The following is a 21,435-nucleotide window of genomic DNA, read 5'->3' on the forward strand; positions in this document are numbered from 1 at the left end:
GCTAGTGGTGTTAATTGAACCTGTCGAGCGAGTCTATCTAGGCCTTAAATTGACTTATTTGGCGTTTTAAGGCCGCAGCTAAGGATGACAGTTCATTAGCTGACTGCACGGTTTCAGTGGCACGGTGCTCGCCTTCATTTGCCAGTTCACTGATCTGATGCAGATTATGAGTAATTTCCTCTGCAACACTGCTTTGCTGCTCGGTAGCTGAGGCGATATTGCGTGAACTAATGGCAAGTTCGCCAATTCGGCGGGTGATTTCCTTAAGCTGCTTGCCAGTAGCTTCACCCTGTGCTGCGGATTCCATGCCTAATTGATGACTCTGGCCCATTTGCTCTGTGGTGCTTTTCACTTGGGTTTGTAGCTTTCCAATCGTTTGGCCAATTTCTAAAATGGATGATTGGGTACGCTGAGCTAAGGTTCTCACCTCATCGGCAACGACCGCAAAACCTCGACCTTGATCGCCTGCGCGCGCCGCTTCAATCGCCGCATTGAGTGCCAGTAAGTTTGTCTGCTCGGCAATGCTGTTAATCACTTCGGTGACTTTACTGATGGCTTCACTTTCGTGGCTGACTTTTTCAACCGACTGATGACTGTTACTGAGCTGTTCACTGAGCTTGAGTAAATCTTGCACTACTTTAACTTGTTGATCTTGGCCTTCTTTCGCCGCGGCATCCACTTGCTGACTCTGAACTGCGCCATCTTGGGCATGGTTCGCCACATCGCGAATAGAGGTCGACATTTCTTCAATGGCAGTAGCAATTTGATCCGTTTGTAGCATTAAGGCCTGAGCTTCTTCGCCATTCTGTTTGGCGATACTTTGTGCCTTAGAAGCCTGCTGCTCTAAGCTCATTACCGAATCCTGCAGGGCAATGATTAACTGCCTTAACTCTGAGGACATGGTCGATACACTGGTGGTGATGCGATCAACTTCGTTTTGACTCTGTGGTTCTGATGGCGCTAAGTGATGACTGAAATCGCCACTGCCTAGCCTTTCCATATGCACTTGTAGGGCATGTAACGGTTTAAGTGCACGGATTAATACCACAGACAGCAGTGCTGTGATCAGCGCAATCCCTGTGAGGGCAACGATAGCGTTGATAGTGAGTAACTGCATACTTTCTTCATTGAGTTCACTTGCCTTAACTTGGCCTACCAACATCCAATTCCAGCCGGTTACGGTTTGGCTATAGGCAAACATAGGCTCATTTTTACTATTGCTATAACTGTACTCAGAATCATCCTTCGTGGCCTCAGCCACACTTAACCCATCGAGCATACTTTCGGTGATAACGTCGCCCGCATTAAATTTAGGATGCGCGACAAGTACATTGTCCGCTTTACGCACTAACAGAAAATGACCGCTTTCTTCTAGGGTGAGTCTGTTTACTGCGTCTTGTAATTGTTTTAATGAGCTGGTGATATCAAAACCAATATACAAGATACCAATGACTTGGCCTTGGACGTCCTTTACTGGGCGATAGACTGTCATATAGTCTTTGCCGAAGAGTTTGGCGTAGCCTTCGTATTCTTGGCCGCTGATCAGCGCTTGATAGCCTGGATGCGTTTTGCCGAGGAAGGTCCCTAATGCACGGCTACCATCGGCTTTTTTGAGTGAGGTCGACACCCGCATAAAATCATCGCCATCACGCACGAATACCGTTGCCGTGCCGCCTGTCAGGTTAGCAAAACGATCGACTTTACTTTTTGAGGAGTTAATTTGTTCTTGTTCGTGCATGAGGGCGGGGGAGCTGACTCCCATCACATTGACGGTTTTATTTGGTTTACTAAATTGCCCTGGATACATTTCCTTAAACACATCGGCGTTGCGCCTTGCAAGCTGCAAAAGGCTATCGTATTGCAGTTCTAACATGTCTGAAACGGCTCGCATTTCGGACTTCATGGCACTCATGCCTTTATCTTCTAATACATTTGAAGCGGCTTTGTAGGAAACGGTACTGAGTATGCCAAAAATGGTGAGTGTGAGAATAAACGCAAGGGCACCTATTTGTTTTGCAATAGGCCAATTTTTATAATTCATCGTACGATCCTATAGGTAACGGTTACATCAATGTAGCCTAAGTTTCACTCCATGGTCTTGATATGGGTCTAGTATTTAAGCAATTGTATAGTCAATTATTTGATATTTTAACAGTTTTAGACTTGAGTTAATGGATTCATTCCACAGACATGTCGGCAGATAAAAAGTCCTGCTAACTGGCCGTATTGTGATGGCATGGACTAAGCTGCTTAAGGTGAATGGAGTTCATTGAGTCAGAACCATTATAGGGGAAGTGTATATGCTAGGTGAGAATCATGCGTTAGTTTATGAGTTTCCTGATTTTGTCGATCAAATTAAGCATCTAAAAGTCAATAATAGCTCCTTTGCGACTATGGCCAGTCGTTATCATGAGCTCGACAATAAAATTAGGGCGCTTGAGTTAACTAAAGTGCCCACCGCCGATGAGCACTTTTTAGCGTTAAAATTAGAGCGGTTAAACCTCAAAGATAAACTGTATCAATACCTAGTCCACGATGCGATTTAAGCTGGAATGGCGGACTGATTGTTCGCCTTACGGGTTTTCATCAACAGCAAATACATAGTCGGTACCCAAACCAGAGAGAGCAAAGTCGTCAGTAGCGTGCCGCCCGCGATAGCAATGGCAAAGGGAGGCCAAAATCCACCGCCAGCAATGATAAGCGGAATAAACCCGCCTACTGTGGTGATGGTTGTCGAGCTGATATGGCGGCCACAACTGCTGACGGTTGAGACTATGGTTTCCATATCGCCGAGTCTGGCACTCGGCATATCCTCAAGTTCGGCCAAGATCACTATGGCAGCGTTAATGGCCAGTCCCATCAAGCCTAGCAAACCTATGATGACAGGGAATCCAAAGGGATAGCCGAACACAAACACGGCTAATAGGCCAAGTCCCGCTGATTGTATCGCGCTCAACAAAATGATGGCCGTGAGCCTAAAGGAGTTGAACGACAACACCACAGTGGCCAATAGCAAGGTGACGACTAACATCACATTGGACAGTAAATTGCCGACCGCTTCGTTACGTTTCGCGCTTTCACCGCCGATTTCAATGCGATATCCCGATGGTAGCGCGAGTTGAGCCACTTTATCTTTGACATCGTTAAGCACTTGGGCGGGTAACACACCACTGACAATATAGGCTTCTATTGTATTCACCCTTTGGCCGTTACGTCTTGGAATGGCGCCGCGGCTTACTTGCACTTCGTTGTGGGCGAGGGCAGAGAGCGCGACCGACTCACCCGAAGGGGTCACTAATTGAATTTCTGAAAGGCGGGTGACTTGTTCGCGACTGCCATCACCGAGTCGCACTCGAACGGGTAATGACTCCGTTTGCTCAAGCACGCTGCCCCCGATAACGCCCGTGGTCGACATTTGGATCTGCTTGGCAATATCCGTCAGACTTAAACCACTCATTAAGCTGGCATCTTCATTCACTTGCAGCCACAGCTTAGGCGCACCGGCACTCAAGGTTGCTCGGGTATGGAGTACGTCCGGCGTTTGCGCGAGGATATTGCGGACTTCGTCGCCCAGTGAACGCAACGTATCGAGATTTGGACCGAAGATCATCAACTCTACCGGCGCATTAAAGGGCGGACCTTGCTCGAGTTTGCGTACCAGCACTTGTGCCTCGGGGAAAGCACTGTCGAACTGCTGTTGTAATTCGGGGATCAGCTCATTGGCACGTTCAAAGTCGGTCACTTTCACCATGGCCTGCGCATAGTTAGTCGCGCCCTGTTGGCGCTGTGTCAGGTTGTAATAAAATGAGGGCGTATTGCCGCCCACCACCCAATCGACTTGGGTAATCCCATTGACGGCATGGAGCTTTTTATCCATCAGTTGCACTTGGTTCAAAGTGTTTTCTAAACTCACATGGGGCGCAAGATAGACTTCAATTTGGAACATGTCCCTGTCCGATGGCGGAAAGAATTGCTCTGTCATCTTGCCCGAGGCGTAAAAACCTAATACTGGCGTAATGCCGATAAGCAGCGCACTGAGAATAGGGCGTTTAAGGGCGATTCTGAGGCTCGCTTGAAAATATTGGCTCACCAGTGGGAGGTTGATCCCGTGTTGATACCAGGCATCATGTTTGCCTTCATGGCTAAATCGTCCCGCGAGTCCCGCAATTATCGTGTGGGAAATCAGGTAAGAGCCCAGCAGCGCAAACATCACTGACATGGCAATGCCACCGACAAACTCTCCTGCGGCACCGGGCATCAGCACTATGGGCGCAAAGGCTAAAATCGTGGTAATCGTTGAACCTGCTAAGGGCAGCCAAAGGTGGTGTATGGTTTCGCTCACTGCGGCTAGGCGACTCATCCCTTGTTGGCGCCGTTGTGAGATGGCATCAACAATCACAATCGCATTATCCACCATGATCCCAAGGGCGACGACGAGGCCTGTCACCGACATTTGATGTATGGGCAGGCCGATATATTTCATGCAGGCCAAGGTAAACAGTGCTGTAAGGGGCAATGAAATCGCCACTATGATGGCGTTTCGTAGTCCGAGGGTGAGTAGCAATACCAGCAAGATGATCACAAATCCTTGCAGCAGGTTAACCACGAGTCCGCCAAGGCGATCGCTGGTGTAACTGTTTTGCTCGAATAGCCATTGGATCTGGATATTGGCGGGCACTTCGTGATTAAGTTCATCGACGACGCTATTCACTTGTGCTTGCCAGAGATCGACACGGCTATTGTTAAGCATGCGCGCGGCGACAAAAACGCCTTGTTCACCATCGACTAAGGCTACGCTGTCCGCGGGCGTTTTGGCTTGGCGCGTGACAGTGGCAATATCCCCAAGGCGAATAATTTGGCCTTGGTTATCAATTTTTAGTGGCACTTGGCGAATGCGTGTTAATGAGTCGAGTTCGCCCGAGACTTCGACTAAGGCGCGAAATTCACTGTTATTAATTTCACCCGCGGCAATTTTACTGTCGGCGTCGCTGAGAATATGGGCGATGGAAGCTGGAGTGAGTTGTAACTGGCTCATCTTGTTGCCATCGAGCTGCACTAGCATTTCTTCGGTCGGTGCGCCGTAGAGTTTGACAAAATCCGTGCCTGACAACAGCCTGAGTCTGCTCTGTAATTCCTTCGCGTAGCGGTTGAGCATATCGACTCGAACGGGCGTATTGCTATTCCACACTAAGCTTAAAATGGCGGTGTAGGCATAACCAATTTGATCATCAAGTGTCGGGGATTGTATACCCTCGGGCAGATTAATCTTCGCATCGGCTAATAAATCCCGCGCCCGTGACCACACGGGATCTGTCTCCATGACTGTGTCTTTCAATTCTAACTGTATGACTGAAATCCCCAGCCGAGAGGTCGATTGGATCAGCTTAATTTCTTCTAAACGTCTGAGCTGATTTTCGAGCACCTCAGTGACTAAGGCTTCGACCCGTTCGGCAGAGGCACCAGGGTACTGGGTGATCACAGAGGCGAAACGGTTGGTTATGTGTGGGTCTTCAGTGCGCGGCAGACTCGAGATAGCGCCAAAGCCCGCGACCAGTAATAGTGCAATAACGAGGCTGACTAAGCGGCCGTTTTCAACAAAGGCTTTAATCATAACTACCTCGTGGCTGCGGCAATGGGAGATACAGCTTGGCCTACGACCAGCTTATGGAGTCCTTGGCTAACATAGATTTCATTGGGCTGAATCGCGCCTTGAATGTAGGCCATGTCTTGGGTAGTGTAGAGGATTTCCACATCTCGTCGCTCTATGATGGATTGCTGTTCATCATTTGCGATGACATACAGATTCCATAATCCGCGAATGCCATCCGTTAGCGCTGAAATTGGCACCCAATACCCAGCTTGCTTAATTTGCTGCAGTTGATGCAGATATGCAATTTCACCGTTAATCACACGGGCATCTTGTGGCAGGCTTATTCTGAGTTGTAGGGTGCGACTGACGGGATTGACTTCGGCGCTGATACCGGCGATTTCGGCGGTAAAGGTTTGGTCTTGCAAGCTGACTTGTACTTGCTGTCCGGCGTGAAACTGCTCCGCTAACGCGACAGGTACGCCAATGTAGGCTTCAGGATTGATATTGCCCACTAAGGTGAAAATAGGGCTACCCGCAGCAACCACTTCGCCTAAGTTATGCAGTTTTTGGCTGATGGTGCCGTCAAAGGGCGCCATTAAGATGGATTTATCGAGCTTAAGTTGATTGGCATGCTGTGAGGCAAGTAGGCGGTTTTTCGCCGCGGCTAAGCTATTTAATTGTGAGCGGTTTTCATCTAATAGCTGCTCAGAGACATAACCCGATTTTTTCAATTCTTGATTACGTTTTAGAGTGCTGGTGGCCAGATCAACATCGGCTTGGGTTTGCGCCAGACTCGCTTGGATCTCTTGACGCTCGGCTTCGAGTAGTCGGGTATCGAGGATTGCCAGTATTTGACCTTGCTTCACTTTGATACCGGAATCGGCCTGTAGCTCGTTTAACTTTCCTGAAAGTTCAAAGCCGACGCCAGTTGTGTTACCCGCACGGATAGTCCCCGTGAAGGTTTGCTCGTGCTGATAGCTTGGGGTCAGGATCAACGCTTTGCTTGTGACTGTGGGCAGTATGGTTGTCGTGGCGTGTTCAGTGACTTCCTTTTGACAGGCGGATAATGTGACTAAAGCAAACACGCAGACGCTGATAGTGCGCCAAGAACGTCGGGCAGTTCGATCCATTTTAAGTGCTTCCGCTGTAAGTTAAACGTTAATGCAATGTAACTAGACTTGCTAGTCTAGTTCTGCACAACTAGACTGTCTAGTCTATTTTATGCTTAACTAATGCCAATTTATTATCTCTATCTATTCGAGAGTCGATATGACGCATTCCTCTGAGACGCAGTTACCTCTGAGCCGTAGCGAACAAAAACGTCAGCAAGTGCTTGTGGCTGCTATTGATTTATTTTGTCGTCAAGGGTTTCCCCATACCAGTATGGATGAGGTTGCCAAGCTTGCGGGCGTGTCAAAACAAACCGTCTATTCCCATTACGGCAGCAAAGATGAATTATTTGTTGCGGCAATCGAATCTAAGTGTGTTGGCCATAATCTTAATGATGATTTGTTAAGTGATCCCACTAAGCCTGAATCGGCATTGACTCAGTTTGCCCTGCAATTTGGAGAGATGATTGTCAGCCCTGAAGCTATTACGGTATTCAAAGCCTGTGTGGCGCAATCCGAAAGCCATCCTGAAGTGTCGCAGTTGTTCTTCGACGCGGGCCCGAAACATATAGTGGGATTATTGGCTGATTATTTAGTAACAGTAGAAGCGCTAGGGCAATATCGCTTCGGTAATGCGCACCATAGTGCGGTGCGTTTATGTTTAATGTTGTTTGGTGAGCTAAAACTCAAATTAGAATTGGGCTTAGCGGCAGATGAACTCGTTGGCGATAGAAATGAGTATATTTTGGGTTGTGCAGACATGTTCCTGAAGGCGCATCGGGTTTAATAAAACTTGCACAATATAAAAGTATCATTTTGTATCTCAATATTGAAAGCATGAACCTTTTAGCTTGATAGCGCGTATTATGCGCAAAAATCTGTTAATCATTTTAAATGCAAGGAGCTGACGTGGCTAATCGAGAACTCTCACCATCGAGCGCAAAACTGCGCCTGCTGAAAAGCGCTGTATTACTGTTGCCGTTAATGAGCTGTGCTGCTATTGCAGCGGATAAACCTTCGCAGGAATATAAGCCTTTTAGATTAAGTGTCGCGCAGATCAGCACCCAGAGTGCCGAGGTTGCCAATGGTAATACTGAGCTACAAAGGGACAGTTTATTACTGAGTGCAGGGATGAATGTTCCGTTAAATCAGCAATGGTCTTTGGGCTTTCGTGTGGGTTACGACAGGCTGGATTATGATTGGCGCAATATCACGCTCACTGGGGCTAACAATGTCGCACCGCTTTTTGGTACCGACGGGCAGAATTGGGATCATATCAATCGTTACCGTGCCGGAGTGTCGTTAAATTATCGCATGGATAAACATTGGACCTTCTTTTTAGCGCCGCAGATCCAATATGCCTACGCCGACACTGCATCGGCCAGCGAAGCCCAGAGTTACGGTATTGTGGCGTCTGCCATGTATGCATTTGATTCGGGGAATATGATTGGCTTTGGCGTCGCGTATCTTAATGATATCGATGAAGTTCGCACAGTACCATATCTCGCCATGCGCTGGCAGATAGATGAACATTGGGCACTCGCCAATCCTTTCCAAGCCGGGTTTAGTGGACCTGCAGGATTAGAGCTGAGTTATCGATTTAATTCCGATTGGAATGTCGGCTTTGGTAGTTCGCGTCGTACTGAGCGATTCCTTATCGAAGATGATGACACTGTGGTAGAAACGAACGAATGGGTGAGTTATTTACGTGGCGGTTGGCAAGCAACCCCAGCATTAACAGTGAATCTTTACGCCGGTTATTACTTTGATGGTGAGTTAGAAGTGACCGACCAAGCCGCACTTGAAATGGATAGCCAAGGCGCTGCGGCCTTGGATATCGAATTCAAATTCTAACGTTAATGTCAGTTATTTACCCAGCATGGCCTCTTTGAGGCTTTTCTGGGCAGGCTTGTCACCTAGCCAAATTTTTAACAGTGCTTGACGGAACATTTCACCTTCGATGGTGGCTTGTTCCTGACCATTTTTATAGGCCGTCACGCCGCGGGCTTTATTGGCGACTAAGGTAAATTGGTCACCTTCTTTAATTTCTTCGTTAAACAGCGCCATAAAGGCATCGATTTGCGGTTGAATATCGGCGGTGTTTTCTGCGGTCGCGTGCTCAAAACCTTCAGTGATCGCATCGTGCATTTTTTCTGAGGTGATCATGCCAGAGGTAATATTAAGGCGGATTGCCGCAATCGGAGCATCGATAACCGCTGCTGTGCTACTCAAGGCTGCTGGCAAATACAGACTGCCCACATATAAATCCATAAAGAACTTACTGCGAACGCCCGCGCCATTGAGCTGTAATGCTTGGCTATCTAACGTCACAGTATCGGCGACTTGCACACCTGATACTTCTTTGGCCATTAATGTGTGGGGTAATAACAGCGCGCTTGCTAGGGTAAGAGTGGAGAGTAACTTCATAATACACCTCATTTTTCTATTTTAATTATTGGGTTTTAAGTAAAGCTTTATGAGTATTTACAGCAGAAAGTTGACCCCAACTTCTCAAATACTCGGCACCGAAAATGGATGTTAATCTAAAGAAGAGGGGAGAGATAGGCTAATTGTGCCAAAGCATCATTCGAAAATGGTTAAATATGACATACTCATCATTAAGTATGAGCATGCCAACAAGATGACTTATCGCGTAAAAGTATTGACGTAAAACTATCGGCGGCAAATCACCAACGTTACACTTTCTGCGTGAAAATTATCCCCGAGTGCCCAGTTTGTACTGACCACTCTGTTCGAACATCACAGCTTGTTTCTGTTTTGGTGAGATCAAAATTGGACCGTCGTCGAAGAAGAGAAAACACTTCCAATTACGGACGAACACATCCCAACGAGTTTCAATAATCTGATATTTTTCATAGCAAAAATAGACGGTTGTCTCATCGGGCCATTGAATGAACTCGGCTAACATGTCGGGTAAACAGCTATCTTCACTATCCCAAGCACTCTGCCAATGATCTGTTTCCAACCAAGCATCTGCCTTCGCCGCCCAGTCTCCCTTAGTAAATTGCTCCGCACGACTACTCTTGTTACTGATCCATTGATTCCAGATTTTCATCGCACTTTTATCTGTTAACGGCAGGATATGCGCCTTGTCTTCGTCAGTGACAGGCAAGTCTTTGTGGTTGAAAATCCACTTACGTTTGAAATTCTGTAAGGCTATGTAACTATTCATGTTTAAATTTATACCATCAAGGAACAAGTGCTGAGAGAAGGATTGTACAACGCATCATTTTATCAGAGTGGTAATAATATTTTTGGTATTTATCTATTTTGTTTTTTGTGGTGTTACATTGCATCATATCTTACGGTATAGGTGGCGTAACTTTTGCTTGAAGTACAATGTTTTACTATGTTGTCAATAAAATAACTTATGCTAACAGTACTGTAGTCGTTTGGCGGGAGATAGTCATGAATAATGGTTGGAAAAAGTCAGTAATTAAGCCTAGCGACACAATATTGAGGGCTATTGAGATATTGAACAATGAAGTACTCAAAGTCGTATTGGTCGTTAATGATTCTGGCTGTTTGCGTGGCACGATAACAGATGGGGATATCAGACGAGGTATTTTGCGAGGCGTCTCTTTACAGTCTTCTGTAGAGGAGATCATGTTTGTTAATCCCGTTACCGCAATCAATGGGACACCTAAACGTGAACTCGCTAAAATCATGGATCAAAAATCGATCACATCGATACCTATCCTTGATAATGGCAAAGTCATAGATGTTCAAACGTTAAAATCAGTCTCAAAGAAAAATGTGTATGATAATCCAGTTTTTTTAATGGCAGGGGGATTTGGTACACGATTAAGGCCGCTGACCGACCATGCCCCAAAGCCAATGTTGAGTGTTGGTGGTCGTCCTATACTAGAGACCATTTTGTTAAGTTTTATTCGGGTTGGGTTTAAAAATTTCTATATTTCGGTTTTCTACAAACCAGAGATTATTAAATGTTACTTTGGTGATGGAAGCAAATGGGGCGTTAGCATTCAGTATGTTCAGGAAGATCAGCCACTAGGTACTGCTGGTGCTCTAAGTCTATTGCCTCGAGATATGCCGAGTTTACCCATGATTATGATGAATGGGGATATCCTCACCAATGTTGATTTTGAAAGATTAATCGAATTCCATAATGATAATGGCGCGACGGCAACTATGTGCGTGCGAGATTATGAATACCAAGTTCCTTATGGTGTCATTGTTGGCGATGGTCATCATATTTTGTCGATGGAAGAGAAGCCTATTCAACGTTTCTTTGTGAACGCAGGCATTTATGTATTAACGCCAGAATTGATTCGAGAAGTACGGCAAGACATTAAAATCGATATGCCAACGTTATTACAAAATACGATTGATAAAATGGAACAAGTGCTCATGTTTCCCATCCATGAGTATTGGTTGGATATCGGCCGTTTAGATGATTTTGACCGTGCTCAAGCCGATATTGCCATGCTAGAGATTTAACAAATGAATAAACGCGTATTAGCCCTTATTCCCGCACGCGCGGGCAGTAAACGTATTGTAAACAAAAACATTAAGCCTTTTGCTGGTAAGCCATTAATAGCTTGGACCATAGAAGCTGCTAAAGCTTGTGAGAATATCACGGATGTTGTTGTAAGCACCGATGGTGAAGATATCGCTGCGATAGCAAGACAATATGGGGCCGAAACACCATTTATGCGTCCTGATAATTTGTCATCGGACACTGCATCTTCAATTGATGTAGTTTTGCATGCTATCGACTTTTTGTCTGAGAGTGGGAGAGATTATGATCTATTACTCTTGTTGCAGCCCACATCTCCATTAAGAAGTTCATCGGATATATCCAGTGCAATTGATTTTTTTATGCTTAGTAATGCGCAAGGGGTGATTTCAGTCTGTGAGTGCGAACATAGTCCTTTGTGGGCTAATGTCTTGTCTGAATCTAAGTCACTCGATAGTTTTATTGCATCTGAAATCAGTGAATTGCGCAGCCAGGATTTGCCTGCTTACTATCGATTTAATGGCGCTATCTATTTATTTGATGTGCAACAGTTACAGCTAAGAAAGTCATTTTTCTATTCCCCAAACGTTTTTGCTCATGTGATGAGTAAAGAAGACTCCATTGATATTGATACCGAGATTGATTTTCAATTTGGTGAATTTTTGGTATCTAAAAAATAGTTAACCCTCCGTATTTAAAGGATAATATAATGACCCCCTCTGAAGGAAAATTAGATTTCTCAACTAATGCTTTTGGTGAGAGATATTTATATCCTGTCAATCAAATCAGTTTTGACCGGTACGATTCACACAGTGTTTTCAAGGCACACTATCATGAAGCATTATGGGGCGATGATACATTTAATGTCATTATTGGGACTGACTCTGGATTGCTGGTTGATTATGTTAGGCAACACCGTAAGCAAGATAATTCAGTGTATATATTTGTTGAATTACAGTCTTTGGTGGGAGCTGTTAACACAAACTGCTTTATTGAAGAAGATTCCAATATTTACATCTATGGATCCGATGAGTGGGAATCGGCGGTAAAGCGTTCGGAAATAGCGCAATTCATCTATAAAAATAAATTACGTTTTTTTGACTCATTAGGCGCTAGATATGAATACTTGGATGATTATCATGCGCTAAAGTTTAAAGTGCATGCCAGTTTAGAGCAGCTTTCCTATTTAAATCGCGTTACGCTAGGTAGTGAAAACTTTATCGTGCGCCAGCTACAAAATATCTCTGAAAATTATCTTTCCGCGATGCCGCTCAAAGATGTATTTTCAGGGTGCACGGCCATTATTCTAGCTGGTGGTCCATCATTAGATGAGGTACTTCCTTGGGTCATTGAGTATCGCGAACGACTGGTCGTTATCGCGGTATCAAGGATTGCCAAACGCCTACGAGAAGTTGATTTAATCCCTGATGTGTTTGTATCAGTCGATCCTTTCGATGATAGTTTTGATGTCAGCAAGGAGATGTTGGAGTTTCCGCCTTCCGTCGTATTTGTAAATTCATATCATGTTGTTTCAAAGTTATTAGCGCAGTGGCGGGGGCCAAATCTTTATCTTGGTTTACGTTTCCCATGGAAAACACCCAATAATGGTGAAAACTTTTATTCAGCAGGGCCAACAGTGACCAATTCTGCTTTGTCATTTACGTTAGGAATTGGTTGCTCTAAAATTTTATTTGCGGGTGTGGATCTGTGCTTTTCTAAGGAAGGTTATACACATGCAAAAGGCAGTATTGAAACAGCTCAAGGTCCTTTACTTACTGCTGATGGATTGTGGGTCGAAACCAATGCAAATGAGATGGCTGAAACATCATTTCCATTGGCCTCTGCCCGTGAGCAATTTGAAATTATGATTGCTGAACAGCCAGATGATAAATTCGAAATTATCAATCTTGCGTTGAATGCAGCCAAAATAAAGGGTGTGAATTATCAAAATATCAAGGATGTTGAAATTGTTGGTTTTCCTGATAGTGCCAAGCAAAAAATGCATGATTACTGCCATAGTTTTACCGAGGAAAATAGATATCAAGATAGTAATATGGTCTTTAAAGAGCTGTCTAAGGTTCAAAATGATCTGAAGAAAATAATATTACTCGCCAATGAAGGAATATTGGCTAATAAGAAGTTGTATGGCAGTAAAGATCAACATCAAAAGGATCGCATTACAGTTAAATTAAATAAGATCCAGAGCAAGCTAGATAAAAATTTTGCGTATCTTGCACGGCTGCTTAAAACCTATGGGCTTAGTTATTTTGTGGAGTATATGGATCCTAGTTCAATTGACCATTGGGATGATGCTAAGTTAGAAAAAAGCGGTGACCTTTATTATCAAGCGTATAAGAAAAGTGCAAAAAAACTGTTAAAGCTAATCGATGCGAGTATTGATCGTGTGCTATCTCGTAAAGAAGAAATGAAAATTCATCCAGATTTTGAATTGATTTTTTCCGCTTGGATACGAGATAAACAGCTTGGGCGAGCTTATATTTGGGCACAAAAACATCCTTTAGCAGAACAGTCCCTTGCTACTCAACAAAGCTTTGAGCGGGTATTTTCCGAGTATCATGCCGTGATTAATTCAAATGACACCGAGCATGCTCAATTTATCGCAAAAAGAGCCAGTGTTGATGGGGTTGAGCATAAGGCTACGCAGCTTTTCGCAAAACGAGATTTAAATGGGTTGAAGAAGCTTGCACTTAGTTTATCGTTACAGCCTCAGAATGATGTGGCTAAAGACTCTTTAGCTCATCTGTTATCTGGTTATATTTATGTGCTGTTAGATGATAATAATGAAGCACTAGCTCATTTTCAGCAAACTAATGTCGATAGTCATCGTATGTATGCGCTTAATCATATTGTGGGAATAGAGCTTGGGGAAAAGCGCTTCGCTGAGGCCATCGTCGGTTTAAGAGAGTTATGTGCATTCTCTCCGAGATACTTTATTAAGTTAGCGCATTTGCAGTATCTAACCGATGAGCCAATGGCTGCTATCGATGCTTATAACCAGTATTTGACTCTTTTCGGAGATGATACCCAAGCGTGGATGGCGTTAGCGAAAATTTTCTTTGAGCTAGGTGCGATAGAGTCTGCACAAATTGCATGTGATTATGTATTGGATGTTGAGCCGCAAAATAAGCTAGCAGCAACAATGCTACTGCAGATTGGAAAATTAGCTTAGAAACAAGGTGAGCGTTGGTCAAAGTCTAATATGACTTTTGATAATCGTTCCATGTCCTGAACTGTATAGCGAGTATCGAGTGGAATTGATAGCCAATTAACACTAATAGCATTGATTGCCTTCAGTGAATCGTTTTCTAACACGGGCCAATGCGTCGGGAGGTAGATGCTTTGGCTAGCAAGAAACTGTTTTAACTCGTTTTTTTGTGTATGTTTGAACACCGCAAATGAATAAAAGTCAGTATCAATGGGCACTAATTTCTTTGTTAGCAGATGTTTAAGACACAAGTAGTTTTGTTGCCTAGTCTGTGCATTATCTTGTAATTGTCTATAAAATCTCATAGCCATTATTTGACTCTGCATTGAGGCCGCAACGATGCTTTTTTGGCTATCGAGCAGCTGTTCGGCTTGTTTAAATTCAGCGAGATATTGCAGCTCAGATAAATGTATTTGCGGCTTTATGTGTTGATGAATGAATTGATGTTTCAAGGCTTTTGCTGAGTATTTTTGCGCTGAAAATTGAGAATCTGTTGCGCTGGTGATTAGTTCCAGCTGTAAAGGTCTATTAGCCATAATAAGGCTGCCATCAGCAAGTTTTGATATTTTTCTCAGACTGTTAAACGCATAGCATGCGGTGGCAGTTTCTATCATGCGTGGTATCGGATAAAAAACATCATCGATGATGACAGTGTGCCCATCCTTGAGTGGCAGTGTTAACCTTTTTCCAAAATCCATTCCAAAGTAATTGATGATGTATAACACATCAAATTGTTCTGTTAGAGCGCTAAAATCGGGTGATAAATCTTGAGTTATTGGGTAAAAGTGAATAATTGATTGATACTCTTTAAAAATATCAACGATAATCTTGCAAAGATAATCAGGCAAGGCAATGTGTTTACCTTGTAACTTGGCACTTTCAATGATCAATCGTAGCGATGAACGCCCTGTTTGGGTGATCGCCTCAAAGTGAGTCGCCTCATATTCAGCCTCTCCACCGATGGGTTTAATGTTTGGGTAAGTCATAAAAGCGTTTCATTTCTAGATTACTGAGATCAAACTGCTTGATTATCTCTTTAATCTTGAGAGAACTTCCACCTTGATCGTAAGGATTTTGAGTCTGTTTGATCGTTGCTAAAAATGCCTCATTGTAAATTGTAGAAAGAGCAGTGGTTAACGCTTGTGTTTCACATTCCACATCGATAGTACTGTTCGCACGGATCCGACCTTGCTGTCGAGGACCAATATTGATGCTCGGTAACTTAAATGACGGTGTTTCGACAATACCACTGGATGAGTTACCGACCACAGCATCGACATATTGAAGTAAAGACAGATATCTTCTTTGCCCCAGAGAGGTAAATCCAAGAGATTTGCGTGGATTTAACGAAACATACTCATCAATAAGCTCATTGATGAGCCGGCCACCAATATCACTATTGGCTTTCGTAAAGATGAGTAGTGTATCCTCAAGCGTATCAAGTGCTGCCAGTATCGTACGGAATGATTGTTTAATGGCCTCTAGATTATCGTGACTATCGGGATGATAGGTGATGATTAAGTTTTTGGACTTTAACGGGCATTGCAAGCTCTCTTCAATTTCCGCTTTATTCATCAAGGTCATTTCGCGAATATTATCTAAGCCAGCTTCTCCAACTGTGAACACTCTGCTGGGATGCTCCCCCATCTGAATGATCCTTTGGCGGTAGTCTTCTATGGCGGCAAAGTGCAGGTGAGCCAATTTCGTTATGGCATGGCGAAACAATTCGTCCATAACGCCTTCTGTTAGCTCGCCACCACTAAGGTGTGCTACGGGGATGTGTGCAATATTCGCAGCTAATACAATTGGTAATAATTCATACCTGTCCCCTAACACTAGGACGAGATCTGGACGTAGGTCATCGAAGGCTTCTGCAAAGGATATTTGGGCCAATCCCATGCTTTTGCTAACGCCAACGGCTGAGTCGGATGAGAGTAAAATTTCAATTTTTTTTGCAATTGGATAGGGATCTTTTTGGATTTCTTTGAGGGTATACCCAAATTCAGGTGAAAGATGTGTCCCTGTAACAACAAGTTGCAATATCAAATCAACATCATAGTGTATAGCCGTTAGCAGGGGTTTTAACAGTCCATATTCGGCTCTAGTCGCTGACACGACACATATTTTACGACTCATTGGATAAGATCCCCCTCCGCATAATCAACTTTAGCTGCTGAACCAATCACTTCATTCCAGCGACTCGGAGGTAACCCTGTGCCTGGACGCATAATAGTTAATGCATCTTCGGTTAGTATTGCCCCCTTCTTTATGACCTTGGCTGCGACAATACTTTTACGCACGATCCGTTTGTTATCTATTTCACTTTTACTAGGAATCTTTTGGCCGTTACCCAGCGCGACTTCTAAATTTCGTATAGCATTGACCATTTGCTTTAACTCAGGTGGTTCGAGACTTGCTTTATGATCCGGTCCTATCATGTGCTTATCTAACGTAAAATGCTTCTCGATAATGGTTGCGCCAAGTGCAACCGCTGCAATCGGAATTTCAATTCCTAATGTGTGATCGGAATAGCCCACTTTAATACCAGGAAATGCATGTTTAATGGTATTCATTGCCGATAAATTCACTTCATCCATTGGGGTTGGATATTGCGTTGTTGCGTGTAAGACGGTGATCATCTCTAACGAAATACCGTGTTGTTGCAGTACTTCCAGAGCCAGTTCTATTTCGCTTAAGTTACTCATTCCTGTAGAAAGGATCACAGGCTTACCAAAGCTGGCAATATGCGCTAAAAAGGGGAGGTTGGTAAGCTCGCCCGAACCAATTTTAAATTGATTTTGCAGGCCATTTAAAAAGGTGGCACTTTCAGTTTCATCAGGCGTTGACATGAATATAATGCTACGTTGCTCGCAATAGGCTTTGAGTTCAACAAAATCTGGATAGCTTAATTCTAGTGCTTTGAGCATATCAAATTGGGATATGTTCTCTTTCGTATTTTCAATTTGATACTGTGCCATCTCGGCTTTTTGCGTGACTAATAGCTCTGTTTTCCATGTCTGGAATTTAACGCAATCCACTCCAGCGGCTACCGCTGCGTCGATAAGTGCCTTTGCCAGCTGAATATCACCATTATGATTAACGCCAGCTTCGGCAATGATGAAGGTTTTGTTCGTCATTAAATATCCTAGGGTATCAGCCGATACTTTTGAAATCGATGAAGGTTCAAATCAGGATGACGCGCTTGCCATGCATCGTTGAGCCGTTGTCGTTGCTCAGGGTTAAAGTCTAATCCGGCAATGTAAAAAGGTAAAATATCTTTTGAAAACTTAGCTTTAAATCTAAATAAGCTGTCATCTTCTGCTGATGTTCTTCCGCCACCGAGGATCATACTTTTGCAACCAGCCGCTTTTGCGCAAATAAAGGCCTGCTCAAGCAAATAGTAATTGCCATTTTCGTGTTGCCGTTCCAAGTTGTTGGCTGATAAGTGATAGTGGGCAAGGGGTCCTATGTGGAAAAAAAAGCCCGCTGAGATTAACGCCCCATCTAATGTTCGAACGCCTAAAAGCTGACAGTGACTCTGTTGTCTAAGGGTTTCAAAATAGGCTCGGGGAAAATAAAAAAAGGGTTCAGCGTTATTTTTGTCCATAGTTTGACGGTAGAGAGTGATGAACTCATCCACACTGATGTTGTCATCTAACGTTAGTTTCTGTTGGCATTTACGAATAATATTACGAGTTGTCTTCGAGTAGCCTTGCCAGCGCAGTTGTTCATCTGCGAGCAGATTGACGCTAACGACCCGACGTTCTTGGAGATGAAAATCAAACAAGCTAGCGTTCGTTGCAAGTGGGTTATGTGGATGAAAACGAATAAATTCACACACAATATGGTTGGCTTGGCAATCAGTACGGTAATGTTGCATTGCGCGGCGGATGAAGTTGATGTTATCACTGTTGGTGACAGGCCCACCATACCCATAGGGCGTTTCTAAATCAAAGAGTGGGTCTTCAAGTCCAACTTCAAGAGTGTGAGGAATGGGGCGTTTAATACTTAAACACCTAAACCATTGGTTGCCTTCACTATATTCAAAGTGGCTCAGTGAGTCTATGGCATTAAGGTAAAGCTTGGCATATGCATCTTGATAGTAGATGTCTTTAATCAGAGTGTTAGCATCCATATTTTTTTGCTTTTGCTTGTGGGCTGCTGGGTAAATTAATCAGTCGTTGCGAAAGCCATTCGGCATTACTTTGTGGTCCTTTAGGCGAATTTGAATACATGGGTAATGTGTGCATTAACTGCCAAACAGGCCTTGTCATGACGCCAGCTTGATTTGTTTGCTCAAGAAATGTGCTTTTTTGTGCTGGATCCGGCAGCAATATAGCGTTTAGCCAATAGTTAGAGCTGCACTCCGGTGGTTCCTTAATAAATTGATATTCAGTGTTGGCAAAAAAAACCTCATATTGATTGGCTATGGCTCTTTTTTGCACAAGGAACCGATTGAGCTTGTTCATTTGCGCGCATCCTAGTGCCGCATTTAAATTGGGCATTCGGTAATTAAATGCGGCTTCATCGTGGTAAAACTCAAAAGAGTGGGGCTGTTTTGCAGTTGTTGTAATGTGTTTAGCTGAAATGCCCTCGGACGAGGTTTGGCATAAAATCATGCCGCCACCGCCTGTCGTAATGATTTTATTACCATTAAAACTAATACAACCATATTTACCTAAGGTACCTGTATGTTTGCCTTTATAAAATGAGCCTAAACTTTCCGCAGCGTCTTCCACTAAGGTAATGCACCACTTCTGGGCCAAAGCGACTAATGCATCGAGGTCTGCCGGATGTCCAAATGTATGCATGGGAACCATGGCTCTGATGATTTTTCCTGTCAACTTATGACGGCACTCATTATTGTCTGTCACTTGAGCGTGGTCAGTTAAATAGTTGTCGAGTGAGACAGGGCAGAGACTCAAATGTGATAATGAAACGTCGATAAACAGTGGCTGGGCACCTAAATGATGAATTGCATTGCATGTTGCGACAAATGTGAGTGACTGGCTGATCACTAAGTCACCTTGTTTGACCCCTGCTAAAAATAAGCCAGCGTGAAGCGCAGCCGTGCCATTAACAGTTGCCACTGCTGCACCAGCTTGGGTGTATTCTTGGACTAATCCCTCAAATTGATCGACGTACTTTCCGACACTCGATACAAATGTACTGTGTATCGTATCAGTGACCATATTGATTTCATCACTGTCAAAATAGGGGGCATGCAACGGCAAGATTCCATTGATGTTGTAAAGTTCACGGATAAATTTGATGGTGTGATCAATGGATGATGTCTTCATGCTATTCAACCATGTTTTTTTGACCAATGGCAATCCATTCACTCACTTTTTCTCCATGATCATTTTCGCGACTAATTAATTGTAATTCGACTAATGTGAATGGTGAAAATAAGGTAGTTAAGCATTCTCTTGTGGTAAATCGAGTGTATCCTTTGCCAGCCATGGGCCCGGTATCAACCATAAATGCATGGGGGCCAACTTGCTGCCCTGTCCCATATCCCGTGGTTTCATCTGTGAACATACGGCTGAACATTAGTCCACCTGGTTTTAACACTCGGTGAGCTTCTTTATACATTGTTTGCGCATGTTCGAAACTGTTCGCATAAATAGCCTCATTATCAATAACCGCGTCAAAGCGATTGTCGGGATAGTCAAGATTGAGCATATCGCCTTGACATAAATCTCCATTCCAATCAGGTACTTCTCGATTGAGTCGCTCAATCGCCATGTTCAATGCCGAAGGGGAGCCTTCTACACCATGAACTGTGAATCCTTCTCTGGCAATAAACCATAAATTTGCCCCAGTACCAAATCCGACTTCAAGTAATTCGACGTTGATTCGGTTTGGCGCTTTATAGAAGTTACGGGCAACAAATCGAATTAAGTCTTCACCTGGGTATTTTCCCCAAGCTTGGGTTGTGAATACTGTTTCCCATACTGGATCCCATGATGCCGTCATTGATGCCACACTCCTATTATCTATTGTAAATAGTAGACTTATATTTGCTCAGATTAGCTGGTTCGGTGAACCAAGTAATGGTTTCTTTCAATCCTATGTGAATGTCGAATTGAGGTTGGTATCCAGTTAGTGTTTTGATTTTACTATTATCTCCCCATAATCTGAACACTTCAGATTGTTGAGGTCTTAAGCGTGCGTCGTCCGTAATGAATTCCACATCACTATGCATGTTTTGCTTGATAATGTTCAGAGTGTCTTCAATTGATATTTCATAATTGGACGAGATATTGAGCGTTTCACCGATGCAATTGTCATGCGCCGCCAATGCGATGAAGCCACGGCAAGTATCTAACACGTAGTTGAAATCACGGGTAGGGGAGATATCGCCTAACTTGATTTGTGTCGCTCCCGCAGCAATTTGGCTAATAATCGTCGGGATCACAGCTCGTGCCGATTGCCTCGGACCATAAGTATTAAATGGTCGAGCGATAGTGAGCGGTAACTCAAAGCTATTGTGAAAACTCATTGCCATCGCATCTGCCGCCATTTTTGAGGCACTATAAGGTGACTGTGGCTGCAGAGGGTGTTGTTCATCAATGGGGACGTATTTAGCTGTGCCGTAGACTTCACTAGTTGAGGTGTGAATCACTCTTGAAACGTTATTTTCAAGTGCGGCCTGACAAATATTGAGGGTGCCTTTCGCGTTGGTATCAAGATAGCTATCGGGGGCTATATAGGAATAAGGAATTGCGATAAGCGCTGCAAGGTGATAAATCACATCGATATCTTTGCATAAGTGTTTACAGAAGTGCGGATCACGAATATCTCCACAAATGACTTCAACCTCATCGAGACAATCAATGTTTTCAAGCCAACCCCAATAATTGAAGGAGTTATATTGGCTAAGTGCCCTTACTTGATAACCTTGTGCAACTAGCATTTCGACAAGGTGAGAGCCGATAAACCCATCCGCTCCAGTCACTAGTACTTTTTTCATGATAATCCTTTGCTTTTGAAAGAGGCATCAGGG

Annotated in this window: 18 protein-coding genes; 6 read left to right on the plus strand and 12 right to left on the minus strand. The window is 43.9% G+C overall.

The window, feature by feature from the left end; translation table 11 throughout:
• Positions 1-37: 37 nt before the first annotated feature.
• Positions 38-2,041: a methyl-accepting chemotaxis protein gene (locus DYH48_RS05040; protein WP_115334204.1), complete on the minus strand. Its 2,004-nt coding sequence runs from the start codon at positions 2,039-2,041 to the stop codon at positions 38-40.
• A 259-nt stretch (positions 2,042-2,300) separates the two neighbouring features.
• On the opposite strand from DYH48_RS05040, the gene DYH48_RS05045 reads away from it, so the two are divergent.
• On the plus strand, positions 2,301-2,546 hold the full coding sequence (locus DYH48_RS05045) for an HP1242/YdcH family protein (protein ID WP_115334205.1): 246 nt from the start codon (positions 2,301-2,303) through the stop codon (positions 2,544-2,546).
• Here DYH48_RS05045 and DYH48_RS05050 read toward each other — a convergent pair.
• Together DYH48_RS05050 and DYH48_RS05055 are read right to left on the minus strand one after the other, a co-directional pair.
• Positions 2,543-5,611, minus strand: a complete 3,069-nt coding sequence (locus DYH48_RS05050) for an efflux RND transporter permease subunit (RefSeq protein WP_115334206.1) — start codon at positions 5,609-5,611, stop codon at positions 2,543-2,545. The genes DYH48_RS05045 and DYH48_RS05050 overlap by 4 nt on opposite strands.
• Positions 5,612-5,613: 2 nt before the next feature.
• Entirely contained in the window at positions 5,614-6,720 is a 1,107-nt protein-coding gene (locus DYH48_RS05055; protein ID WP_115334207.1) for an efflux RND transporter periplasmic adaptor subunit, read from the minus strand.
• Between the two features lie 139 nt (positions 6,721-6,859).
• Here DYH48_RS05055 and DYH48_RS05060 point away from each other — a divergent pair, with 139 nt between their 5' ends.
• Complete coding sequence (locus DYH48_RS05060) at positions 6,860-7,486, plus strand: TetR/AcrR family transcriptional regulator (protein ID WP_012587195.1); 627 nt, start codon at positions 6,860-6,862, stop codon at positions 7,484-7,486.
• A 122-nt stretch (positions 7,487-7,608) separates the two neighbouring features.
• Positions 7,609-8,553 (plus strand): DUF6268 family outer membrane beta-barrel protein, encoded by a 945-nt coding sequence (locus tag DYH48_RS05065; RefSeq protein ID WP_006082463.1) that lies wholly within the window; start codon positions 7,609-7,611, stop codon positions 8,551-8,553.
• Positions 8,554-8,565: 12 nt separating this feature from the next.
• On the opposite strand, the gene DYH48_RS05070 is transcribed toward DYH48_RS05065, so the two are convergent.
• A complete protein-coding gene (locus tag DYH48_RS05070; protein WP_115334208.1) occupies positions 8,566-9,126 on the minus strand; it encodes a chalcone isomerase family protein in 561 nt (186 codons plus the stop codon).
• A gap of 289 nt (positions 9,127-9,415) precedes the next feature.
• Positions 9,416-9,892 (minus strand): DUF2947 domain-containing protein, encoded by a 477-nt coding sequence (locus tag DYH48_RS05075; RefSeq protein WP_115334209.1) that lies wholly within the window; start codon positions 9,890-9,892, stop codon positions 9,416-9,418.
• 236 nt (positions 9,893-10,128) lie between these two features.
• On the opposite strand from DYH48_RS05075, the gene DYH48_RS05080 reads away from it, so the two are divergent.
• Genes DYH48_RS05080 through DYH48_RS05090 form a run of 3 tightly spaced genes read left to right on the plus strand, consistent with a single transcriptional unit; the run spans position 10,129 to position 14,390 of the window.
• On the plus strand, positions 10,129-11,181 hold the full coding sequence (locus tag DYH48_RS05080) for a nucleotidyltransferase family protein (protein WP_006085664.1): 1,053 nt from the start codon (positions 10,129-10,131) through the stop codon (positions 11,179-11,181).
• A gap of 3 nt (positions 11,182-11,184) precedes the next feature.
• The gene (locus DYH48_RS05085) at positions 11,185-11,880 is read left to right on the plus strand and encodes an acylneuraminate cytidylyltransferase family protein (protein WP_006085663.1); all 696 of its coding nucleotides are present in this window, start codon (positions 11,185-11,187) and stop codon (positions 11,878-11,880) included.
• 29 nt (positions 11,881-11,909) lie between these two features.
• The gene (locus DYH48_RS05090; protein WP_006085662.1) at positions 11,910-14,390 is read left to right on the plus strand and encodes a 6-hydroxymethylpterin diphosphokinase MptE-like protein; all 2,481 of its coding nucleotides are present in this window, start codon (positions 11,910-11,912) and stop codon (positions 14,388-14,390) included.
• On the opposite strand, the gene DYH48_RS05095 is transcribed toward DYH48_RS05090, so the two are convergent.
• From DYH48_RS05095 to DYH48_RS05125, 7 genes are read right to left on the minus strand one after another with little or no spacing between them, the layout of a single operon-like run.
• Positions 14,387-15,412, minus strand: coding sequence for a hypothetical protein (locus DYH48_RS05095; protein ID WP_006085661.1), 1,026 nt, complete (start codon positions 15,410-15,412; stop codon positions 14,387-14,389). The genes DYH48_RS05090 and DYH48_RS05095 overlap by 4 nt on opposite strands.
• Entirely contained in the window at positions 15,393-16,562 is a 1,170-nt protein-coding gene (gene neuC / locus DYH48_RS05100; protein WP_006085660.1) for a UDP-N-acetylglucosamine 2-epimerase, read from the minus strand. Before neuC ends, DYH48_RS05095 begins: the two co-directional genes overlap by 20 nt.
• On the minus strand, positions 16,559-17,563 hold the full coding sequence (gene neuB / locus DYH48_RS05105) for an N-acetylneuraminate synthase (protein WP_006085659.1): 1,005 nt from the start codon (positions 17,561-17,563) through the stop codon (positions 16,559-16,561). Before neuB ends, neuC begins: the two co-directional genes overlap by 4 nt.
• 8 nt (positions 17,564-17,571) lie before the next feature.
• Complete coding sequence (locus DYH48_RS05110) at positions 17,572-18,561, minus strand: GNAT family N-acetyltransferase (protein WP_006085658.1); 990 nt, start codon at positions 18,559-18,561, stop codon at positions 17,572-17,574.
• Positions 18,551-19,726: a LegC family aminotransferase gene (locus tag DYH48_RS05115; RefSeq protein WP_012089718.1), complete on the minus strand. Its 1,176-nt coding sequence runs from the start codon at positions 19,724-19,726 to the stop codon at positions 18,551-18,553. Before DYH48_RS05115 ends, DYH48_RS05110 begins: the two co-directional genes overlap by 11 nt.
• Position 19,727: 1 nt before the next feature.
• A complete protein-coding gene (locus tag DYH48_RS05120) occupies positions 19,728-20,405 on the minus strand; it encodes a class I SAM-dependent methyltransferase (RefSeq protein WP_006085656.1) in 678 nt (225 codons plus the stop codon).
• A 16-nt stretch (positions 20,406-20,421) separates the two neighbouring features.
• Positions 20,422-21,402, minus strand: a complete 981-nt coding sequence (locus tag DYH48_RS05125; RefSeq protein WP_006085655.1) for an NAD-dependent 4,6-dehydratase LegB — start codon at positions 21,400-21,402, stop codon at positions 20,422-20,424.
• Positions 21,403-21,435 lie beyond the last annotated feature (33 nt).

The organism is Shewanella baltica (genome assembly GCF_900456975.1).
GTDB lineage: Bacteria > Pseudomonadota > Gammaproteobacteria > Enterobacterales > Shewanellaceae > Shewanella > Shewanella baltica.